Source organism: Caballeronia telluris (genome assembly GCF_001544495.1).
Classification (GTDB): Bacteria; Pseudomonadota; Gammaproteobacteria; order Burkholderiales; family Burkholderiaceae; genus Caballeronia; species Caballeronia telluris.
Genome location: NZ_FCNZ02000022.1, coordinates 38,548 through 55,241, shown reverse-complemented (window position 1 = coordinate 55,241; position 16,694 = coordinate 38,548). Strand labels below are relative to the sequence as shown.

Annotated in this window: 13 protein-coding genes and 1 pseudogene; 7 read left to right on the top strand and 7 right to left on the bottom strand. The window is 66.1% G+C overall.

The genetic code is table 11. The annotated features are described in order from the left end of the window. Window positions 1–2: 2 nt before the first annotated feature. A complete protein-coding gene (locus tag AWB66_RS24250) occupies window positions 3–1,853 on the top strand; it encodes a tetratricopeptide repeat protein (protein WP_087632635.1) in 1,851 nt (616 codons plus the stop codon). 50 nt (window positions 1,854–1,903) lie between these two features. On the opposite strand, the gene tcuC is transcribed toward AWB66_RS24250, so the two are convergent. After that, window positions 1,904–3,199: an MFS transporter gene (gene tcuC, locus AWB66_RS24245; protein WP_087632634.1), complete on the bottom strand. Its 1,296-nt coding sequence runs from the start codon at window positions 3,197–3,199 to the stop codon at window positions 1,904–1,906. A 204-nt stretch (window positions 3,200–3,403) separates the two neighbouring features. Between tcuC and AWB66_RS24240 the strand changes: the two genes are divergently transcribed. From AWB66_RS24240 to AWB66_RS24230, 3 genes are all read left to right on the top strand, one after another. Beyond that, window positions 3,404–3,946 carry a GNAT family N-acetyltransferase gene (locus tag AWB66_RS24240; RefSeq protein WP_327355266.1) on the top strand — a complete coding sequence of 181 codons (543 nt, stop codon included), beginning with the start codon at window positions 3,404–3,406 and terminating at the stop codon, window positions 3,944–3,946. A 247-nt stretch (window positions 3,947–4,193) separates the two neighbouring features. Further along, window positions 4,194–5,423, top strand: coding sequence for a hypothetical protein (locus tag AWB66_RS33765; RefSeq protein ID WP_159462933.1), 1,230 nt, complete (start codon window positions 4,194–4,196; stop codon window positions 5,421–5,423). Between the two features lie 89 nt (window positions 5,424–5,512). Next, entirely contained in the window at window positions 5,513–6,229 is a 717-nt protein-coding gene (locus tag AWB66_RS24230; RefSeq protein WP_087632632.1) for a DUF2968 domain-containing protein, read from the top strand. 84 nt (window positions 6,230–6,313) lie between these two features. Here AWB66_RS24230 and AWB66_RS24225 read toward each other — a convergent pair whose 3' ends face one another. The 5 genes from AWB66_RS24225 to AWB66_RS24205 form a co-directional block, all read right to left on the bottom strand. Further along, entirely contained in the window at window positions 6,314–7,681 is a 1,368-nt protein-coding gene (locus AWB66_RS24225; RefSeq protein WP_087632631.1) for a gamma-glutamyl-gamma-aminobutyrate hydrolase family protein, read from the bottom strand. 135 nt (window positions 7,682–7,816) lie between these two features. Further along, complete coding sequence (locus AWB66_RS24220; RefSeq protein ID WP_087632630.1) at window positions 7,817–9,577, bottom strand: cation:proton antiporter; 1,761 nt, start codon at window positions 9,575–9,577, stop codon at window positions 7,817–7,819. Window positions 9,578–9,773: 196 nt separating this feature from the next. Then, window positions 9,774–10,112 (bottom strand): P-II family nitrogen regulator, encoded by a 339-nt coding sequence (locus tag AWB66_RS24215; RefSeq protein ID WP_087632629.1) that lies wholly within the window; start codon window positions 10,110–10,112, stop codon window positions 9,774–9,776. Between the two features lie 75 nt (window positions 10,113–10,187). Then, window positions 10,188–11,867: an NAD+ synthase gene (locus AWB66_RS24210; protein ID WP_087632628.1), complete on the bottom strand. Its 1,680-nt coding sequence runs from the start codon at window positions 11,865–11,867 to the stop codon at window positions 10,188–10,190. An 81-nt stretch (window positions 11,868–11,948) separates the two neighbouring features. Then, entirely contained in the window at window positions 11,949–13,091 is a 1,143-nt protein-coding gene (locus AWB66_RS24205; protein WP_087632627.1) for a GNAT family N-acetyltransferase, read from the bottom strand. A gap of 180 nt (window positions 13,092–13,271) precedes the next feature. On the opposite strand from AWB66_RS24205, the pseudogene AWB66_RS24200 reads away from it, so the two are divergent. Further along, a pseudogene (locus AWB66_RS24200) lies at window positions 13,272–13,541 on the top strand (GIY-YIG nuclease family protein); the annotation flags it as partial. Window positions 13,542–13,673: 132 nt separating this feature from the next. Here AWB66_RS24200 and ppa read toward each other — a convergent pair. Continuing rightward, a complete protein-coding gene (ppa, locus tag AWB66_RS24195; RefSeq protein WP_087632625.1) occupies window positions 13,674–14,201 on the bottom strand; it encodes an inorganic diphosphatase in 528 nt (175 codons plus the stop codon). Window positions 14,202–14,396: 195 nt separating this feature from the next. On the opposite strand from ppa, the gene AWB66_RS24190 reads away from it, so the two are divergent. Both AWB66_RS24190 and AWB66_RS24185 read left to right on the top strand, forming a co-directional pair. After that, window positions 14,397–15,836, top strand: coding sequence for an aldehyde dehydrogenase family protein (locus AWB66_RS24190; protein ID WP_087632624.1), 1,440 nt, complete (start codon window positions 14,397–14,399; stop codon window positions 15,834–15,836). A gap of 25 nt (window positions 15,837–15,861) precedes the next feature. Further along, entirely contained in the window at window positions 15,862–16,620 is a 759-nt protein-coding gene (locus AWB66_RS24185; protein WP_087632623.1) for an SDR family oxidoreductase, read from the top strand. The last annotated feature ends 74 nt before the right edge of the window (window positions 16,621–16,694 follow it).

Here is a 16,694-nt window from a genome sequence, read left to right as displayed (position 1 = left end):
TCATGGACACTGTATTTGCCCGCGGTTTCGCGGCCCATCGTGACGGCCGCCTGACCGAAGCGGAACGCGACTATCAGGCCGCGATCGCCGCCGAACCTCGCCACGTCGACGCCTTGCATCTGCTCGGCGTGCTGCGCCACCAGCAAGGCCAGCACGCGGAAGCGGCCGAGCTCGTGCGCCGCGCGGTGGACCTGCGTCCGTCCGACGCGGGGCTTCAGCTCAATCTCGGCAATGCGCTGAAGGCGCTCGGACGCATCGACGACGCCATCGAGCGCTTTCGCAACGCGCTCACGCTGAAGCCGGGTTTCACGCTCGCGCAGTACAACCTCGGCAACGCCTACACGGCGGTGGGCCGTCACGAAGACGCCGCCGATGCGTTCGAAAAAACGCTGCGCCTGCAACCCGGCGACGCCGCGGCATGGAACAACTTCGGCAACGCGCTCGCCGCGCTCTCCCGTTTCGACGATGCCGCGAAGGCGTTTCGCCGCGCGCTCGCGCTGCGTCCGCGTCACGCGGGCGCGCACAACAATCTCGGCATGGCGCTCAACGCACTCGGCGACCGCGACGGCGCGATCGCGCAGTTTCGCGCCGCCATCGATGCCGAGCCGAATTACGTCGCCGCGCATTTCAACCTCGGCAATCTGCTCGATGCGGCGGGCGAGCCCGCCCAAGCCATCGAGGCGCTCGCGACGACGATCCGCATGCAGCCGCAGTTCGCGCCGGGACATTTCGCGCTCGGGCATGCGTTCGCCGCGCTCGGCCGTTACGAGGAAGCGCTGCCGCGCTTCGAGCGCGCGGTCGGACTCGATCCGAAGTATGGCGTCGCGTGGCTGCAACTCGGCAATGCGCATCTCGCGCTCGGCCATCATCCGGCGGCGATCCGCGCGTTCGATCAGGCGCTGCGCCTCGATCGCGAGCAACCGGCCGCGCACCTGAACCGCGCGCTCGCGCTGCTCGCCCTGGGCGACTATGCGCGCGGCCTGCCCGCCTACGAATGGCGCCTCGCCACGCCCGGCGCGGAAAAAGCGCCACCGCTGCCGCGCTGGAATGGCGAACCGATGCCCGGCCGCACGCTGCTCGTGCGCGGCGAGCAGGGCTTCGGCGACACGCTGCAGTTCATGCGCTTCGCGCCGTTCGCCGCGAAGCGCGTCGGGCGTCTCGTCTTGCAGGTGCAGCCCGCGCTCCTGCCGCTGCTCGCACCCGCGGCGCAGGCGGCGCGGATCGAACTCGCGAGCAGCGCCGATTCCCCTGCGAAAGCCGACGCGTTCTGTCCGCTGATGAGCCTGCCGCTCGCGCTCGGCATGACGACGCTCGAATCGATGCCCGCCCGCACGCCGTATCTCGTGATTGCGGCGGCGTACCGGCGCAAGTGGCGCGGGTCGATCGGCGGACAGGCGAAACGCAAGATCGGCATCGCGTGGTCGGGGCGGCTGCAACCGGGCGAGACGCGTTCGATATCGCTCGCGCTGCTCGATCCGCTTTTCGCGCTCGAAGGCATCGACTGGATCGCGCTGCAGCCGGTCCTCACGGGCGAGGAACGCGCCGCGCTCGATGCGCATCCCCACGCGCATTCGATTCACCGGCTCGACGGCAGGCTCGGCAATTTCGCCGATACCGGTGCGATCGTGGACCGGCTGGATGGCGTGGTGTCGGTGGATACGTCGGTCGCGCATCTGGCCGGCGCGCTCGGCAAGCCGCTCTGGCTGATGCTGCCGCATGCCGCTGACTGGCGCTGGGGCATCGATACCCCGTCGAGCGCGTGGTATCCGAAGGCGCGGCTTTATCGACAGAGCGCGCCCGGTGCGTGGGCGGACGTCGTCGCGCAGGTCGCGGCGGCGGTGCGCGACGCATGAAAAAACCCCTCGCGCCCGATGGGCGCGAGGGGTCGTCGCCGGCGCGAACGTTACGCCGTCTTGTACTGGTTGCGCGCCTCGGGCGAGCGGTACAGCACGAGCGTCGCGACCAGGCCGCAGATCGCCGCGAGCCCCATCCACAGGCCCGGCGCCGCCTTGTTGCCGGTTGCGTGGATCAGGTACGTCGAGATCGCAGGGGTGAAGCCGCCGATGGTCGTCGCGAGGCTGTAGGCCATCGAGAAGCCCGTGGTGCGCACGTCGACCGGCATGACTTCGGTCAGCGCCACGACCATCGCGCCGTTGTAGCTGCCGTAGAGGAACGAGAGCCACAGTTCGACGCCGAGCAGACGCAGGAACGACGGGTCCGCGACGAGCCACTGCACGGCCGGATACGACGTCAGGATCGTGAGGATCGTGAAGACGAGCAGCACCGGACGACGGCCGATGCGATCGGACACCGCGCCCATCACGGGCAGCCACACGAGATTCGACAAGCCGACGCACACCGTCACGACGAGCGTGTCGATCGCCGACATCTTCAGCACTTCCTTGCCGAACGTCGGCGTGTAGGCGGTGATCATGTAGAACGACACGGTCGTCATGATGACCATGCCCATCCCCGCGATCACGATGTTCCAGTTCTGCACCATCGACTTCGCGATCTCGCCCATGCTCGGACGATGCTTGCGGGCGAGGAACTCGTCGGTTTCGCGCAACGAGCGGCGAATGATGAAGAGAAACGGCACGATCAGGCAGCCGATCAGGAATGGCACGCGCCAGCCCCACGCGGTCATCTGCTCGGGCGGCAGCACGCGGTTCATGATCACGCCGATCAGCGCGGCGAACACGACCGCGACCTGCTGGCTGCCCGACTGCCACGAGCAATAGAAGCCCTTGTTGCCCTTCGTCGCGATCTCCGACAGGTACACCGACACGCCGCCGAGTTCGACGCCCGCCGAAAAGCCCTGCAGCAGACGCCCGCCGAGCACGATGATCGGCGCGAGCGCGCCGATCGTCGCGTAGCCCGGCACGAGCGCGACGCACGCGGTGCCGATCGCCATCAGCGTGAGCGTGAGGATGAGGCCCTTGCGCCGGCCGTGGTGGTCGATATACGCGCCGAGCACGATGGCGCCGACCGGCCGCATCAGGAAGCCCGCGCCGAACACGGACAGCGCGAGCATCAGCGAGGCGAACTCGTCGCCGCTCGGAAAATAGGTCTTGGCGATCGCCGAGGCGTAGTAGCCGTAGACCATGAAGTCGTACATTTCAAGAAAGTTACCGCTGACGACGCGAAACACCGTCTTGAACTTGGACTCGTTGGCGGGAATGGGGTGTGACGTGGACATGACTCTCTCGATTGGGCCCGGCGCCGGTGCTTGCTGAAAACGAGCCGCCGCCGAGCGCTGTCGACGGTGGCAGCACCGGCTGCCGACATAAGGGTTTTCCCGTAGGACTTTTGAAATCCGGGAACGCCCAATATTAACGCCGCCAAGCGGATTGCGCGCGCCTCAACGTCGGCTAATTTCGATCATTTTTACTTTAAAATTGCCTTGCATACGTCTATCTTCAAGCATACGCCAAAAGCTGATTTCTTACGTCTTCGCAAGGCGACGCACACTGACGCTGCGCTGATCGCACAGATGCACGCGCAAAGCTGGGCGGCGACGTATCGCGGCATCTTGCCCGACACGTTCCTCGACAACGAAGCGCCGGCGGAGCGCACGGCGCACTGGATAAAACGCATGGAAGAGATCGATGCGGGCGAAGGCATCGCGTGGATCGCGGAACTGGACGGCGCGCCGGTCGGTTTCGTCTGCCTCGTCGATCCCGACGCCAACGGCAGCGTTCTCGTGGACAACCTCCATGCGCTGCCGGGATTCAAGGGCGCCGGCGCGGGCACGGCCATGCTCGCCGCCGCACAGGCGTGGGCGCGGGAACGCGGCGCGCGCCGGCTGCATCTGTCGGTGCTCGAAGGCAATCAGGCCGCGATCGGCTTCTACGAATCGCGCGGCTGGCGCTTCGCCGCACGCGAGGACGATCGCATGGGCGGCATCGGCGTCGTGTCTCTCGTCTATGTGTTCGCGCTGGAATGAGACGGGCGCCGCGTTTATCGCATCGACTGAAGCGTGTCAAGCCGAGCCGTTTGTTAAAAAGTTAAATCGGACAATTCTTATCGTTTTCGACTTCGCCGGTCCGTATGATCGCCGGGCTTTCGTCGCTGCTCCGGGTATTGCGCATCCGATACCCGTGTCTGGCACATAGCCATCTGGCTAGCACGTGCAGGTTGCTCGATGAAAAGATGAGCACTCAAGACGCACGAATTCGGACCCGAGAAGACCCATGACCGCTCCCATGATCGATGTACAAGGCGATCTGCTTTTGCCCACCTTGTACCCACTCGCCAATCAGGCCGCGTCCTTCGGGCGCGAATGGATGGCGGTTCATGCGCGGCCCGTGTTCTCCGAGTACGAGGTGCCGTTCTACGCCGCCAGGCTGCTGACCGCTTATGTCAGCGCGCTGACGATCCGCGACGCCACTTCCTCGTACACGCCCGCCAGTCTCTGGCACAACCTCTCCCGCCCGGACTTCGACGCGCTCCTGGGGCGCCTCACCGGGGGCGCGGCTCCGTCGCCGGTCCCATTCGAATCGACCACGTCGGGCGTGGCGGCCCCCTCTGCGATTCCTCCAGTCAAGCGCGTCGCCAGCAGGAAGCTCGCGGGAGGCGCGATCGCGCTTGCGAGCGCCGGCGCTCTCGCGTGGCTCATGTTCGGCACCGAGCACGGCCCGAAGCGCGACGAGCAGCCGCAGGCGATCACGCCGGCCACGCAAGCTGCACCGGTCGTTGCGGAGCATGCCGCGCCGCCAAGCGCCACGCCGGTTGTTTCGGTGAGCGCGGCTCCGGCCAGTGCGGCAAGCGCGCTTCATATGGCTGCTGCAAGCGCAGGCCCGGTCGTCGCGCGCGCGTTCCCGGCCGCGACCGATCCGGTCGCCGCGAAGGCCACGAATAGCGTCGCGCGCGATGTCGTGTCCGCTGTGCCGTCGCTTTCCAGCAAGACGTCGAGCCGGGCCCGCGCCTTGCCAAAGTCTTCGAAAATCGCGGCGAAGAGCGAAGTCAAAACCGCAGCGGCGCACTCGAAAGCGAGCGAGGTCTATCCCGCGCCATCGCATGTCACGACGAAGTCGCTGCGCGCGACGCGCGAAGCCAGCGTCGATCAGCATCGCGGCAAGCGGCGCGTCGCTGATGCATCGGCGAATTCGGCGCGCGCCGTCGCCCACGATCGGCTCACCGCGACGCGCGACGCGCAAGCGGACGCGACTCGCATCAGCCGTCGCGCGGCCGTGCCGGTCGTCGTGCATCAGGATGACAAACCGGCCGCGCCGCCGGCGAGTCGCACGATGAGCGTCGCCGAGATGTACGACATGCTCCAGCATTCGCCCACCCTCGACGACAACAGTTCGCTCGCCCGTTCCGGACCGCGCGGCCGTGCGCAGGCGGGCAACGCGTCGAGCGCCGGCGTGCAGTTGTCGAAGCAGCGCGTCACCGATGCGCCCGGCGAGTTCATGAAGTGATCCGCCCACGGTTTTTATCCGCGCTCGCCCGGCCCGCCTCGCGAGCGCGCCTTCATTCGCTTCATCCACTTTTTCGGCGCCAGGCCACCATGACGTCTACCCTTCATTTGCGGCACGCGGCGCTTGCCGTCGCCTTCGCCTTTTGCGGTGCGCTCGCGCCCGCCGCGCATGCGCTCGAATTGCTCGCGGCGCCCCGCCCGGCAAGCGCCGCGACAGCGCCGAAACCCGCGGCGCTCCCGGCCGGCGACGTCGACGATCTCTCCGACGCGCTCTCCCCGTCACAGGCGCAGGGCAACGTCGCGGAACTCAGGCAGATGGTGCCGACCGGACAGCTCACCGAACTGCGGACGACCTACAACGGCAGCTACGGCGCGACGCTCTTCTTCTATCCGCAGGAGATGGTGTATTACGTCGCGCTCTTTCAGGACAAGCGCTTCTGGCGCGTCGTGAAGACCCAGGACGACGTCCGCGCCGATACGGTCTACGCCCAGTTCGCGCGCAAGAGCTACGATCTGGCGGAAAACGAGATTCGCCGCATGCAGTTGCAGGCGCAGAAGGCGCTGCTGGAACGCGTGATCGCCGTCTCCGACGACCGCGCGAAACGCCTTTCCGCCGATCTGTCGATCGCGCGGGCGCAGGACAACGAAGTCTCGCAGCGGCAGCAGCAGTTGCAGGCGGAATCGGCGACGCTTCAGGGCGACAAGCTCACAGCCGAACGCAAGTTGCGCGCGTTGCAGTTGCAGGTCGAGCAGCTTCAGCGTCAGACGGAGTCCGGCTTGCCTTCGCTCGGCGCGTCGGAGCGCTGAGCCGTTCCGTTCCCGATCGCAGGAAAGCAGAAAGCCCGCATGCAAGCGGGCTTTCTGCTTTTCAACGGTGCTGCAATCGCGTTGCTAGAACCGCGTTTCCCGCGCGACGCGCAGGAACGTATCGAGGAGCGGCGTGCAGTCAAGCAATTCCTCGCCGCCCGCGCGATGGAACTCCGGATGCCACTGCACGCCGACCACGAACGGCGCGCGCCGGTAGCGCACGGCCTCGATGATCCCGTCCGACGCCGACACCGCTTCGATGTTCAGATCGCGCCCGATGGTCCGCACCGCCTGGTGGTGGATCGAGTTCACGATGGCGTCGCGGCGTCCCGGAAACATGTTCGCGAGCGTCGAGCCGTCGGGAAAGCGGATCGAGTGGCGGTGCTGGTCGTATTGCTCGTTGACGTGGATGCCCGCGGTCGGAACATCGGTGGCGATGTCCTGATACAGCGTCCCGCCGAACGCGACGTTGATCAGCTGGCAGCCGCGGCACACGCCGAGCACGGGCTTGCCCGACTCGATGAACTCGTGCAGCAGTTCCAGCTCGTACATGTCGCGCACTCGGTCGCCGGGCCATTCGGGACGCGTCGCCGCTTCCTCGTAGGACTGCGGCGAGACGTCGGCGCCGCCTTGCAGCAGCAGGCCGTCGAGATGCTTCGCGTAGTCGCGCAGACGAATGTTGCTCGGATGCAGCATGCCCTGATGGCCGACCGTCGGGATCATGAACACGAGCACGTCGCGCGACATGACCCAGTGCGCGATCGATTCCTCCAGATATTGCAGCGTCTTGCCGCGCAGGCCTTTCGCGCCCGGCTCCGGGTGAAAGATCCGCGCCGACACGCCGATGCGCAACGTGCGCTGCGTGATCCGCTGCCCGGCGCGATCGAAGAGCTGACGCGTGCGCGCCGCGATCACGCGGCCGAACACCGACCACGCCGAATCCGTCTTGCGCAGATACGCGGGCGGCGCCTGCGCTTCGGGCGGAATCGGCGGCGGCGGGTTGGCGGCGGTGATGTCGGGCGTCGAGCTGAATTCCGGCGGCAGCGCGCGCGGCGATGCGGTGGTCGCGGGCATGTCGATGGTGTCGCCTTCCCCGGCGGCGAGGGCGGCTTCGGCTTCGGTCGCCGATTCGACGTTTGCCGCGAGACTCGCCTTCGCCGACGTCGATCCGACCGCGCGGGCGGCCGCCTCTTGCGCGGCCGTCGCGCTCGCCGCCGACGCCCGCGCCTCGCGCGCATCCGCGCGCTGGGCGGCGGCCTTGTCGACGGGTTCGACGTTGGAGGCGCTCGCGGGCTGGTCGGTCGATGCGCGCTCGGCGGCGCTCGCCTGGGAGCCAGTAGCAGATGCAGCGGACGAAGCCGCTTTGCTGTCGGCGCCGGCCGACGATGCGGCGGTGCCGGAAGAAGATTGAATGCCGGCGGGGCCGGCGTCAGGCGTTTTGTTTTCGCTCATTCCGTTTCAGGCGCATGAAGCGCTGTGAGAATGGACAGAATTTGATTATCCGCCTCTGGTCCGGACGCGGCAAACCATCAAACAATTGCTCACATTATTGCTTGAACTGAACGAATCGAGAACCTGAGAAGAGAATCAGGAATGATCGCGCGGTTCCTCGAAGGTCTCGCGCAATGCGATCTGCATCGTCGCGTGAATCTTCACGCACCAGCGCCACAATACCGTGAGCAACAGGGCCGCGCAAAGCAGGACCGCGATCATCAGCCCGAACGGCGGCAGGATCGCGCCCGAGAGCGCCGCCACCAGCAAAAACACGCCGAACATCGCGACGATCGGAATCAGCCCGGAGATCGCCGAGCGGATCGCGCTCGTGAAACGCCCCGCCTTCGCCGGCTGCACGCTCACCTCGGCGAGCAACAGCGCGAGCGAATCGAGCTTGCGATAGACCGCGACGAGAAACGGCATGGAGACAGCGAGCGCCGCGCTCCACAAGACGACGCGTTGCATGTCGTCGGTTTGCAGCCAGCGCGACAGATACTCCGTCGCGTACGGCGCCGAGTACGATGCGCCCAGGAAGATCGCGGCGACGAGCGCGAGGTTCACGGCGATCTGCACCACGATCCGCCGCGTCATGCTGAAGAGGGTCGGCCCGCCCGAATCCGGGCCGATGCTCGCGAGCCACTGCGAATACAACCCGAACGTGTTGGCGAGCGGCACGGGCATCGAGCGCGCGAGGCGCATCGTGATCGGATCGGCAGCGCGGATCAGGTAGGGCGTGAAGAGCGTCGTCAGCGCGGAGACGGCGACCGCGATCGGATAGAGAAAAGGGCTCGTCACCTTCAGCGACAACCCGAGCGACGCGATGATGAACGAGAACTCGCCGATCTGCGCGACGCTCATGCCGACGCGCATCGACGTGCGGCCGTCCTTGCCCGCGAGGAACGTGCCGAGCCCGCACGACACGATCTTGCCGACCACGACCGCGACGGTGATCACCGCGATCGGCCACGCGTAGTCGATCAGCACGGCCGGATTGAGCAGGAGGCCGATGGTCACGAAAAAGATCGCCGAGAACATGTCGCGCACCGGCGCAATCAGCTTTTCGATGCGATGCAGGCTGCGTGCCTCGGCCATGATCGCGCCGATCAGGAACGCGCCGAGCGCGATGCTGTAGTCGAGCTTCACGACGAGCAGGCAAAAGCCGAAACAGAAGCCGAGCACGGTGACGAGCAGCATCTCGTCGCTTTTCGCGCGCGCGACGTAATCGAGCGCGCGTGGCACGATCAGAATGCCGACCACGAGCGAGACCGTCATGAAGAGCAGCAAAGACCCAAGCGTCGTGAACGCGACGCCCGCGCTCACCGAACCCGTCTGTGCGATGCCCGACAGCAGCACGAGCATCGCGATCGCGAGAATGTCCTCGACGATCAAGATGCCGAAAATGAGTTGCGCGAAGCCCTCGCCTTTCATGCCGAGTTCGGAGAGCGCCTTGACGATGATCGTCGTCGAGGAGATGGCGAGCATCGCGCCCAGAAACAGCGAATCCATCGCGTTCCAGCCGAACCAGCGGCCGATCTCGTAGCCGAGCCAGATCATCAGCACGATTTCGGAAAGCGCCGCGACGAACGCCGTCGCACCGACCTTGAAGAGCTTGCGCAGGCTGAATTCCAGCCCGAGCGAAAACATCAGGAACACCACGCCGAGTTCGCCGAGCGTCTGGATCGTGGCTTCGTCGTGGATCAGCTGGAACGGCGGCGTGTACGGCCCGATGATGACACCCGCCACGATGTAGCCGAGCACGACCGGCTGCTTCAGGCGATGGAACAGCACCGTTACGACGCCCGCGATGGCCATGATCACTGCCAGATCCTGAATGAAGCCGATCGCGTGGTGCATCCACAATTCCTTACAAAAAGTATACGGAGACGGCGATGTTACCGCATGGACCCGTGCCGGTCGCAGTCGTTCGAAAAAACGTCGGGAGTGAGTCGGCACGCGTCGCGACGGCGCCGGATGATGCGCGGCTCGCGACGCGCGCCGCAATGGTGCACGCGCCGGGCCGGCGATGAGGCGGACAGAAAAAGGAACGGCGTCAGACGGCCGCTTCGTTCTCCTCGCCGGTGCGGATGCGGATGACGCGCTCGACGTCGGCGACGAAAATCTTGCCGTCGCCGATCTTGCCGGTGCGCGCGGCGCCGATGATCGCGTCGATGACACGATCGGTCTGGTCATTCGCGACCACGACTTCGATCTTCACTTTCGGCAGGAAATCGACGACGTATTCCGCGCCGCGATACAGCTCGGTATGCCCCTTCTGGCGGCCGAAGCCCTTCACTTCCGTGACCGTCAGACCCGTCAGGCCGACCTCGGCCAGCGCTTCGCGGACTTCGTCGAGCTTGAACGGTTTGATGACTGCGGTGATACGTTTCATGGCGTGCCTCGTTTCGGTGAATCTTTCGGATGGTCGGAACTCAGGACAGATGCAATTGATTCTAGACGTCTTTGATCAAGCCAGCGGTTCGGTAAACCGCGAGGTGATCGGATAACGCCAGTCGCGGCCGAACGCGCGATGCGTCACGCGGATGCCGATAGGCGCCTGGCGGCGCTTGTATTCGTTGATCTTGATGAGCCGCGTCACGCGCTTCACGTCGTCGCTCGCGTAGCCGGCGGCGACGATCTCCGCGAGCGAACGGTCCTCTTCCATGTACATGCGCATGATCGCGTCGAGCACTTCGTAGGGCGGCAGGCTGTCCTGGTCGGTCTGGTTCTCGCGCAGTTCCGCCGACGGCGCGCGCGTCAGGATGCGCTCCGGAATCACGTCGCGGCGGCCGTATGCGTCGGTGCCGTTGCGATAGTGGCAGACGCGGTACACGAGCGTCTTCGCGATGTCCTTGATGACCGCGAAACCACCCGCCATGTCGCCGTAGAGCGTGCAGTAGCCGACCGCCATCTCGCTCTTGTTGCCCGTCGTGAGCACGAGCGAGCCGAACTTGTTCGAGAGCGCCATCAGGAGCGTGCCCCGGATGCGCGCCTGGATGTTCTCCTCGGTCGCGTCTTCGGCGCGGCCTTCGAACTCCGTCGCGAGCGCGCCGCGGAACGCCTCGAACATCGGCGCGATCGCGATCTCGTCGTATTTCACGCCGACGCGTTCGGCCATGTCGCGCGCGTCCGTCGTGGAGATGTCGGCGGTGTAGCGCGAGGGCATCATCACCGCGCGCACGCGATCGGGCCCAAGCGCATCGCACGCGACGGCCAGCACCAGCGCCGAATCCACGCCGCCCGACAAGCCGATGATCACGCCCGGAAAGCCGTTCTTGCCGATGTAGTCGTGCACGCCGACGACGAGCGCGCGATACACCTGCGCCTCGACCGACAGGTCCGCGGCGATCGTGCCCTGCACCGGCGTGGTGCCGTCGAATTCGACATAGCCCACGGCTTCCTCGAATTGCGGCATCTTCGCGACGAGTGCGCCGTTCGCATCGAGCACGAACGAGCCGCCGTCGAAGATCAGTTCGTCCTGACCGCCCACGAGGTTCACGTAGACCATCGGCAGGCCGGTCTCGCGGATGCGCGCGCGCAGGATGTCGTAGCGCACCGACTCCTTGTCGAGATGAAACGGCGAACCGTTGGGGATCAGCAGCACCTGAGCGCCCGCCGCCTTCGCGAGCTGCGCCGCCGACGCGTGCCACGCGTCCTCGCAGATCACGACGCCATAGCGCACGCCGTCGAGATCGAAGACGAACGGCTTGGGATCGGAGGCGAAGTAGCGCTTCTCGTCGAAGACTTCGGCGTTCGGCAGATCCTGCTTCAGATAGGTCCCGACGATGTCCCCGTCGACAATGAGCGACGCCGCGTTGAACGTATCGACGGGCGGCACGCCGCGCGCAATCGGCAGATCGGGCGCGCCGTCGTTCTCCCGATGCGGATGGCCGACGACCACATGCAAGCCCGCGAACGCCTTCAGTTGCGCGGCGAGCGAAGCGAGCGCGTCTGCGCTCGCGCGATAGAACGCGGGACGCAGCAGCAGGTCTTCCGGCGGATAGCCCGAGAGCGCGAGTTCGGGCGCGATCAGAAGCTTCGCACCATCGCGATGCGCGGCGCGCGCGGCATCGACGATTTTCGCGACGTTGCCGGCGAAATCGCCGACCGTGACGTTGATCTGGGCTAGTGCAATTCGGGTTTTCATGTCGGGAGTCGTGTGAAGCGCTGAAACGGGGCTCGAAGGCAAACGATTATCGCATGGGGCTTTTGCGTCCTCGCGCGTGCCTCAGGTCTTCTTCCTGAACGGCGTATGCGCTTCCAGTTCTTCGATGTGCTGGTCCATTGCGGCGGTTTCGGCGTCGAGAAATTCGCCGATCGCGTGGGCAAAACGCCGGTCGGCGATCCAGTGCGCGGACCACGTCGGCGTCGGCAACATGCCGCGCGACATCTTGTGCACGCCCTGCGCGCCGCCCTCGAAGCGCGCGAGCCCGTGCTCGATGCAATATTCGATGCCCTGCATGTAGCACGTCTCGAAGTGCAGCCCGGAGATGAACTCGCGCGTGCCCCAGTAACGTCCGTACATCACGTCGCCGCCAATCATGTTGAGCGCGCACGCGAGGCGCTCGCCGTCCGCTTCCGCGATCACGAGCAGCATGCTGTCCGGCGCCGCCGCGTGAACCTGCGCGAAGAATTCGCGGCTCAGGTACGGCGGATTCCAGTGCTCGCGGTAGGTGTTCTCGTAACACGCGTAGAAGAAGTCGAGCGCCGCGGTGTCGATCTGCGCGCCGCGTAACCACGTGTAAGTCACGCCCGCATCGGCGACGCGGCGGCGGTCCTGCTTCACCTTCTTGCGCTTGTCGTGGCTCATCGTCGCGAGGAAGGCGGCGAAGTTCTCGTAGCCGTCGCCGGGCAGGTTCTCCCAGTGGAACTGCACGCCTTCGCGCAGCATGTAGCCGGCCTCCGTCAGCGCTTCGACGTCCTCGGCCTGCGGAAACAGCACATGCAGCGACGAAAGATCGAGACGCTTCGTCAATTCGATGGCACCGCGCGCGAGCGTCACGCGGTCCTCGTGATTCGGCGCGATCAGGCGCGGTCCGGTGACGGGCGAGAACGGCACCGCGGACAGCGCCTTCGGGTAGTAGCGGATGCCGTGGCGCTGGAAGGCGTCGGCCCAGGCGTGATCGAAGACATACTCGCCGCGCGAATGCGATTTCAGATAGAGCGGCATCGCGCCGGCGAGTTGCCCGCCGCGCTTGAGCAGCAGATGCTGCGCGCGCCAGCCGGTGCGCGCAATCGCGCAGCGCGTGTCCTGCAGCGCTGAGAGGAATGCGTGACGCACGAACGGATTGTCGCCGGCGAGGCGGTTCCAGTCGTCGGCGCTCACGCCTTCGAGCGTATCGACCACATGTATTTCGACATCGCGATTCAAGAGGCGTCCTCGCAGGGTGATCCGAAGCGCGGCGCCGTCGATTCATTGAACGGAGCGCGCCGCGAAAGGGCCTATTCTCGCGCAAGTCGAAAAAATGCGCCGTCCGCTTCGGCGCGATGGCTCGCCCCAAAGCGGTGCTCTCGGCGATAATGCCGCCAACTCAACGCGGTCCCGCTCGCCATGCCGTGGTTTCTCTATCTGATCGAATGCGCCGACGGCAGCATCTACACCGGCATCGCGACCGACGTGAACGCACGCTTCGAAAAGCATTCGAGCGGCAAGGGCGCGCGCTATACGCGCTCGAGAAAGCCGCTTGCCGTGCTGGCGTCGTTCGAACTGGCCGGGCGCTCGGAGGCGTCGCGCGCGGAATACTGGGTCAAGCGGCTCTCCGCGATGGAAAAACGCGCGCTGGTGGCGGGCGTGCGCACGCTCGACTCGGTGCTGCCGGCGCGCGAAGCCGACGCGTCGCCGGAGACATCCGCCTAGCGCGTCGGACGCACCGGACGCATCAAACGCAAAAAAGCCGCGCGTGCCCGGATTGCCCGGAGCACGCGCGGCTCTTTGAACCGCTCGACGAACCGCTTACTTCTTGTAGTTCGCGACGCCGTCGGTGATTTCCTTCAGTGCGGCATCGGCGTCCGCCCAGCCTTCGACCTTCACCCACTTGCCCTTTTCGAGCGCCTTGTAGTGTTCGAAGAAGTGCTTGATCTGGTCTTTCAGGTACTCGGGCACGTCGTCGATGGACTTCATGTGCGCCGTCATCGGGCAGATCTTGTCGTGCGGCACGGCGATCAGTTTCGCGTCGACGCCCGATTCGTCCGTCATCTGCAGCATGCCGAGCGTGCGCGAGCGCACGACCGAGCCTGCCAGGAGCGGGAACGGCGTGATGACGAGCACGTCGACCGGATCGCCGTCGCCGGAGAGCGTCTGCGGAATGAAGCCGTAGTTGACGGGATAGCGCATGCCGGTGCCGATGAAACGGTCGACGACGAGCAGGCCCATGTCCTTGTCGGCTTCGTATTTGACCGGATCGCTTTGCGCGGGGATTTCAATGATGACGTTGAAATCGTGCGGAAGGTCCTTGCCCGGGGGTACGTTGTTGAAGCTCATGAGCGCTCTCTGAGAAAGTTGAGGTTCTGAAGCCGGTGACGCGCACCGCGCGACGCGCGAACGGGACGCATTGGAAATGAAAACGCGCGAATGCGTCATTATAGCCAATCGGGATTTGGGTTCGGACGCGCCCGATGGCGCGATAATCGACCGACGGCGTCCGACGGACACACCGCAAAATAACGGAGACAGCGCATGGAAGAAGCAAAGCACTTCATCGGCAACCGCTGGGTCGCGCCGGCGGTCGGCGAAACGATTCCCGTCGTCGATCCCTCCGACGGACAGGTGTTCGCGCAACTCGCGCGCGGCAACGCCGCCGACATCGACCGCGCCGTGCAATCGGCGCGCGCCGCCTACGACGGCGCCTGGGGCCGCACGAGCGCCGCGGACCGCGGACGCATCCTCGCGCGGCTGTCGATGCTGATCGCCGCGTGCCAGGACGAGATCGCGCAGCTCGAAGCGCGCGACACCGGCAAGCCGCTCAAACAGGCGCACGCCGACGCAGCGGGCATCGCACGCTATTTCGAGTTCTACGCGGGCGCCGCCGACAAGCTGCACGGCGAAACGCTGCCCTACCAGACCGGCTACACCGTGCTGACGATCCGCGAACCGCACGGCGTGACCGGCCACATCGTGCCGTGGAACTATCCGTTGCAGATTTTCGGGCGCAGCGTCGCGGCGGCGCTCGCGGCGGGCAACGCGTGCGTGGTGAAACCGGCCGAGGACGCGTGCCTGTCGCTGTTGCGCGTCGCCGAACTGGCCGCCGAGGCGGGCCTGCCCGAAGGCGCGCTCAACATCGTGACGGGCTACGGCCACGAGGCGGGCGCGGCGCTCGCGCGGCATCCGGGCATCGATCACATCTCGTTCACCGGCTCGCCCGCGACCGGCGCGGCCGTCACGAAAATGGCCGCCGACAACCACGTCCCCGTGACGCTGGAACTCGGCGGGAAATCGCCGCAAATCGTCTTCGCCGATGCCGACATGGACGCCGCGCTGCCCGTGCTCGTCGCGGCGATCGTGCAGAACGCCGGCCAGACGTGCTCGGCGGGCAGCCGCGTGCTGATCGAGCGCGCCGCCTACGAGCCGCTCGTCGAGCGGCTCGCCGAGGCCTTTTCGGCGCTGAAGGTCGGGCCGAGCAGGCTCGATCTCGACTGCGGGCCGCTCATCAGCGCGAAGCAGCAGCAGCGCGTGTGGGATTTCCTCTCCGACGCGCAGCACGACGGCATCGCGATGGCCGCGCACGGCGAAGTGGTCGCCGAGGCGCCGGAAGCGGGTTTCTATCAGGCGCCGACGCTGTTACGCGATGTCCCGCCGACGCACCGTCTCGCGCGCGAGGAAGTGTTCGGCCCGGTGCTCGCGGCACTGCCGTTCGACAGCGAAGACGACGCATTGCGGCTCGCCAACGATACGAACTACGGCCTCGTCGCCGGCATCTGGACGCGCGACGGCGGCCGTCAGATGCGCCTTGCGCGCCGCGTGCGCTCGGGACAGGTGTTCATCAACAACTATGGCGCGGGCGGCGGCGTCGAATTGCCGTTCGGCGGCGTGAAGCATTCCGGGCACGGCCGCGAGAAAGGCTTCGAGGCGCTCTACGGCTTCACGGTCCTGAAGACGATTGCAATCAAACACGGCTGATCGAGCCGGCAGAAAAGGAGACACCATGCGACTGCAAGGCAAAACGACCATCGTGACGGGCGCGGGCTCGGGTTTCGGCGAGGGCATCGCGAAGACGTTCGCGCGCGAAGGGGCGAACGTCGTCGTGAACGATCTGAACGGACCCGGCGCCGAGCGCGTCGCGAGCGAGATCGCGCTGGCGGGAGGGCGCGCGATCGCGGTGCAGGGCGACGTCACGAAGCACGAGGACTGGCAGACGCTCTTCGATGCGGCCATCGAGGACTTCGGCAGCGTGCAGGTCGTCGTGAACAACGCGGGCACGACGCACCGGAACAAGCCGGTGCTGGACGTAACCGAAGCCGAGTTCGACCGCGTCTACGCGGTGAACGTGAAGAGCCTCTATTGGAGCGTCGAGCAGTTCGTGCCGTACTTTCGAGCCCAGGGCGGCGGCGCGTTCATCAACATCGCGTCGACGGCGGGCGTGCGGCCGCGTCCGGGCCTCGTCTGGTACAACGGCAGCAAGGCGGCGGTGATCATCGCCAGCAAGGCGCTTGCCGTCGAGCTCGGGCCGGACCGCATCCGCGTGAACTGCATCAATCCGGTGATGGGTGAAACGGGGCTCTTGTCCGAATTCATGGGCATGGAAGACACGCCCGCGAACCGCCAGAAATTCCTCGCGACGATTCCGCTCGGGCGCCTCTCGACGCCGCAGGACATCGCCAACGCCGCGCTCTATCTCGCCTCCGACGACGCCGAGTTCATCACCGGCGTGAGTCTCGAAGTGGACGGCGGACGCTGCGTCTGAGCGTGCACAAGCGGGCGCGCCAGCGCGCCCGCGCATCCGTGTTTTCCCCAATGAATTCAGCTGTTTGGCGCCCA

Coding starts and splice junctions, on each gene's coding strand:
- AWB66_RS24230 (WP_087632632.1), top strand. CDS start 5,513: ATGACGTCTACCCTTCATTTGCGGCACGCGGCGCTTGCCGTCGCCTTC.
- tcuC (WP_087632634.1), bottom strand. CDS start 3,199: ATGTCCACGTCACACCCCATTCCCGCCAACGAGTCCAAGTTCAAGACG.
- ppa (WP_087632625.1), bottom strand. CDS start 14,201: ATGAGCTTCAACAACGTACCCCCGGGCAAGGACCTTCCGCACGATTTC.
- AWB66_RS24185 (WP_087632623.1), top strand. CDS start 15,862: ATGCGACTGCAAGGCAAAACGACCATCGTGACGGGCGCGGGCTCGGGT.
- AWB66_RS24225 (WP_087632631.1), bottom strand. CDS start 7,681: ATGAGCGAAAACAAAACGCCTGACGCCGGCCCCGCCGGCATTCAATCT.
- AWB66_RS24210 (WP_087632628.1), bottom strand. CDS start 11,867: ATGAAAACCCGAATTGCACTAGCCCAGATCAACGTCACGGTCGGCGAT.
- AWB66_RS24250 (WP_087632635.1), top strand. CDS start 3: ATGGACACTGTATTTGCCCGCGGTTTCGCGGCCCATCGTGACGGCCGC.
- AWB66_RS24215 (WP_087632629.1), bottom strand. CDS start 10,112: ATGAAACGTATCACCGCAGTCATCAAACCGTTCAAGCTCGACGAAGTC.
- AWB66_RS33765 (WP_159462933.1), top strand. CDS start 4,194: ATGACCGCTCCCATGATCGATGTACAAGGCGATCTGCTTTTGCCCACC.
- AWB66_RS24190 (WP_087632624.1), top strand. CDS start 14,397: ATGGAAGAAGCAAAGCACTTCATCGGCAACCGCTGGGTCGCGCCGGCG.
- AWB66_RS24220 (WP_087632630.1), bottom strand. CDS start 9,577: ATGCACCACGCGATCGGCTTCATTCAGGATCTGGCAGTGATCATGGCC.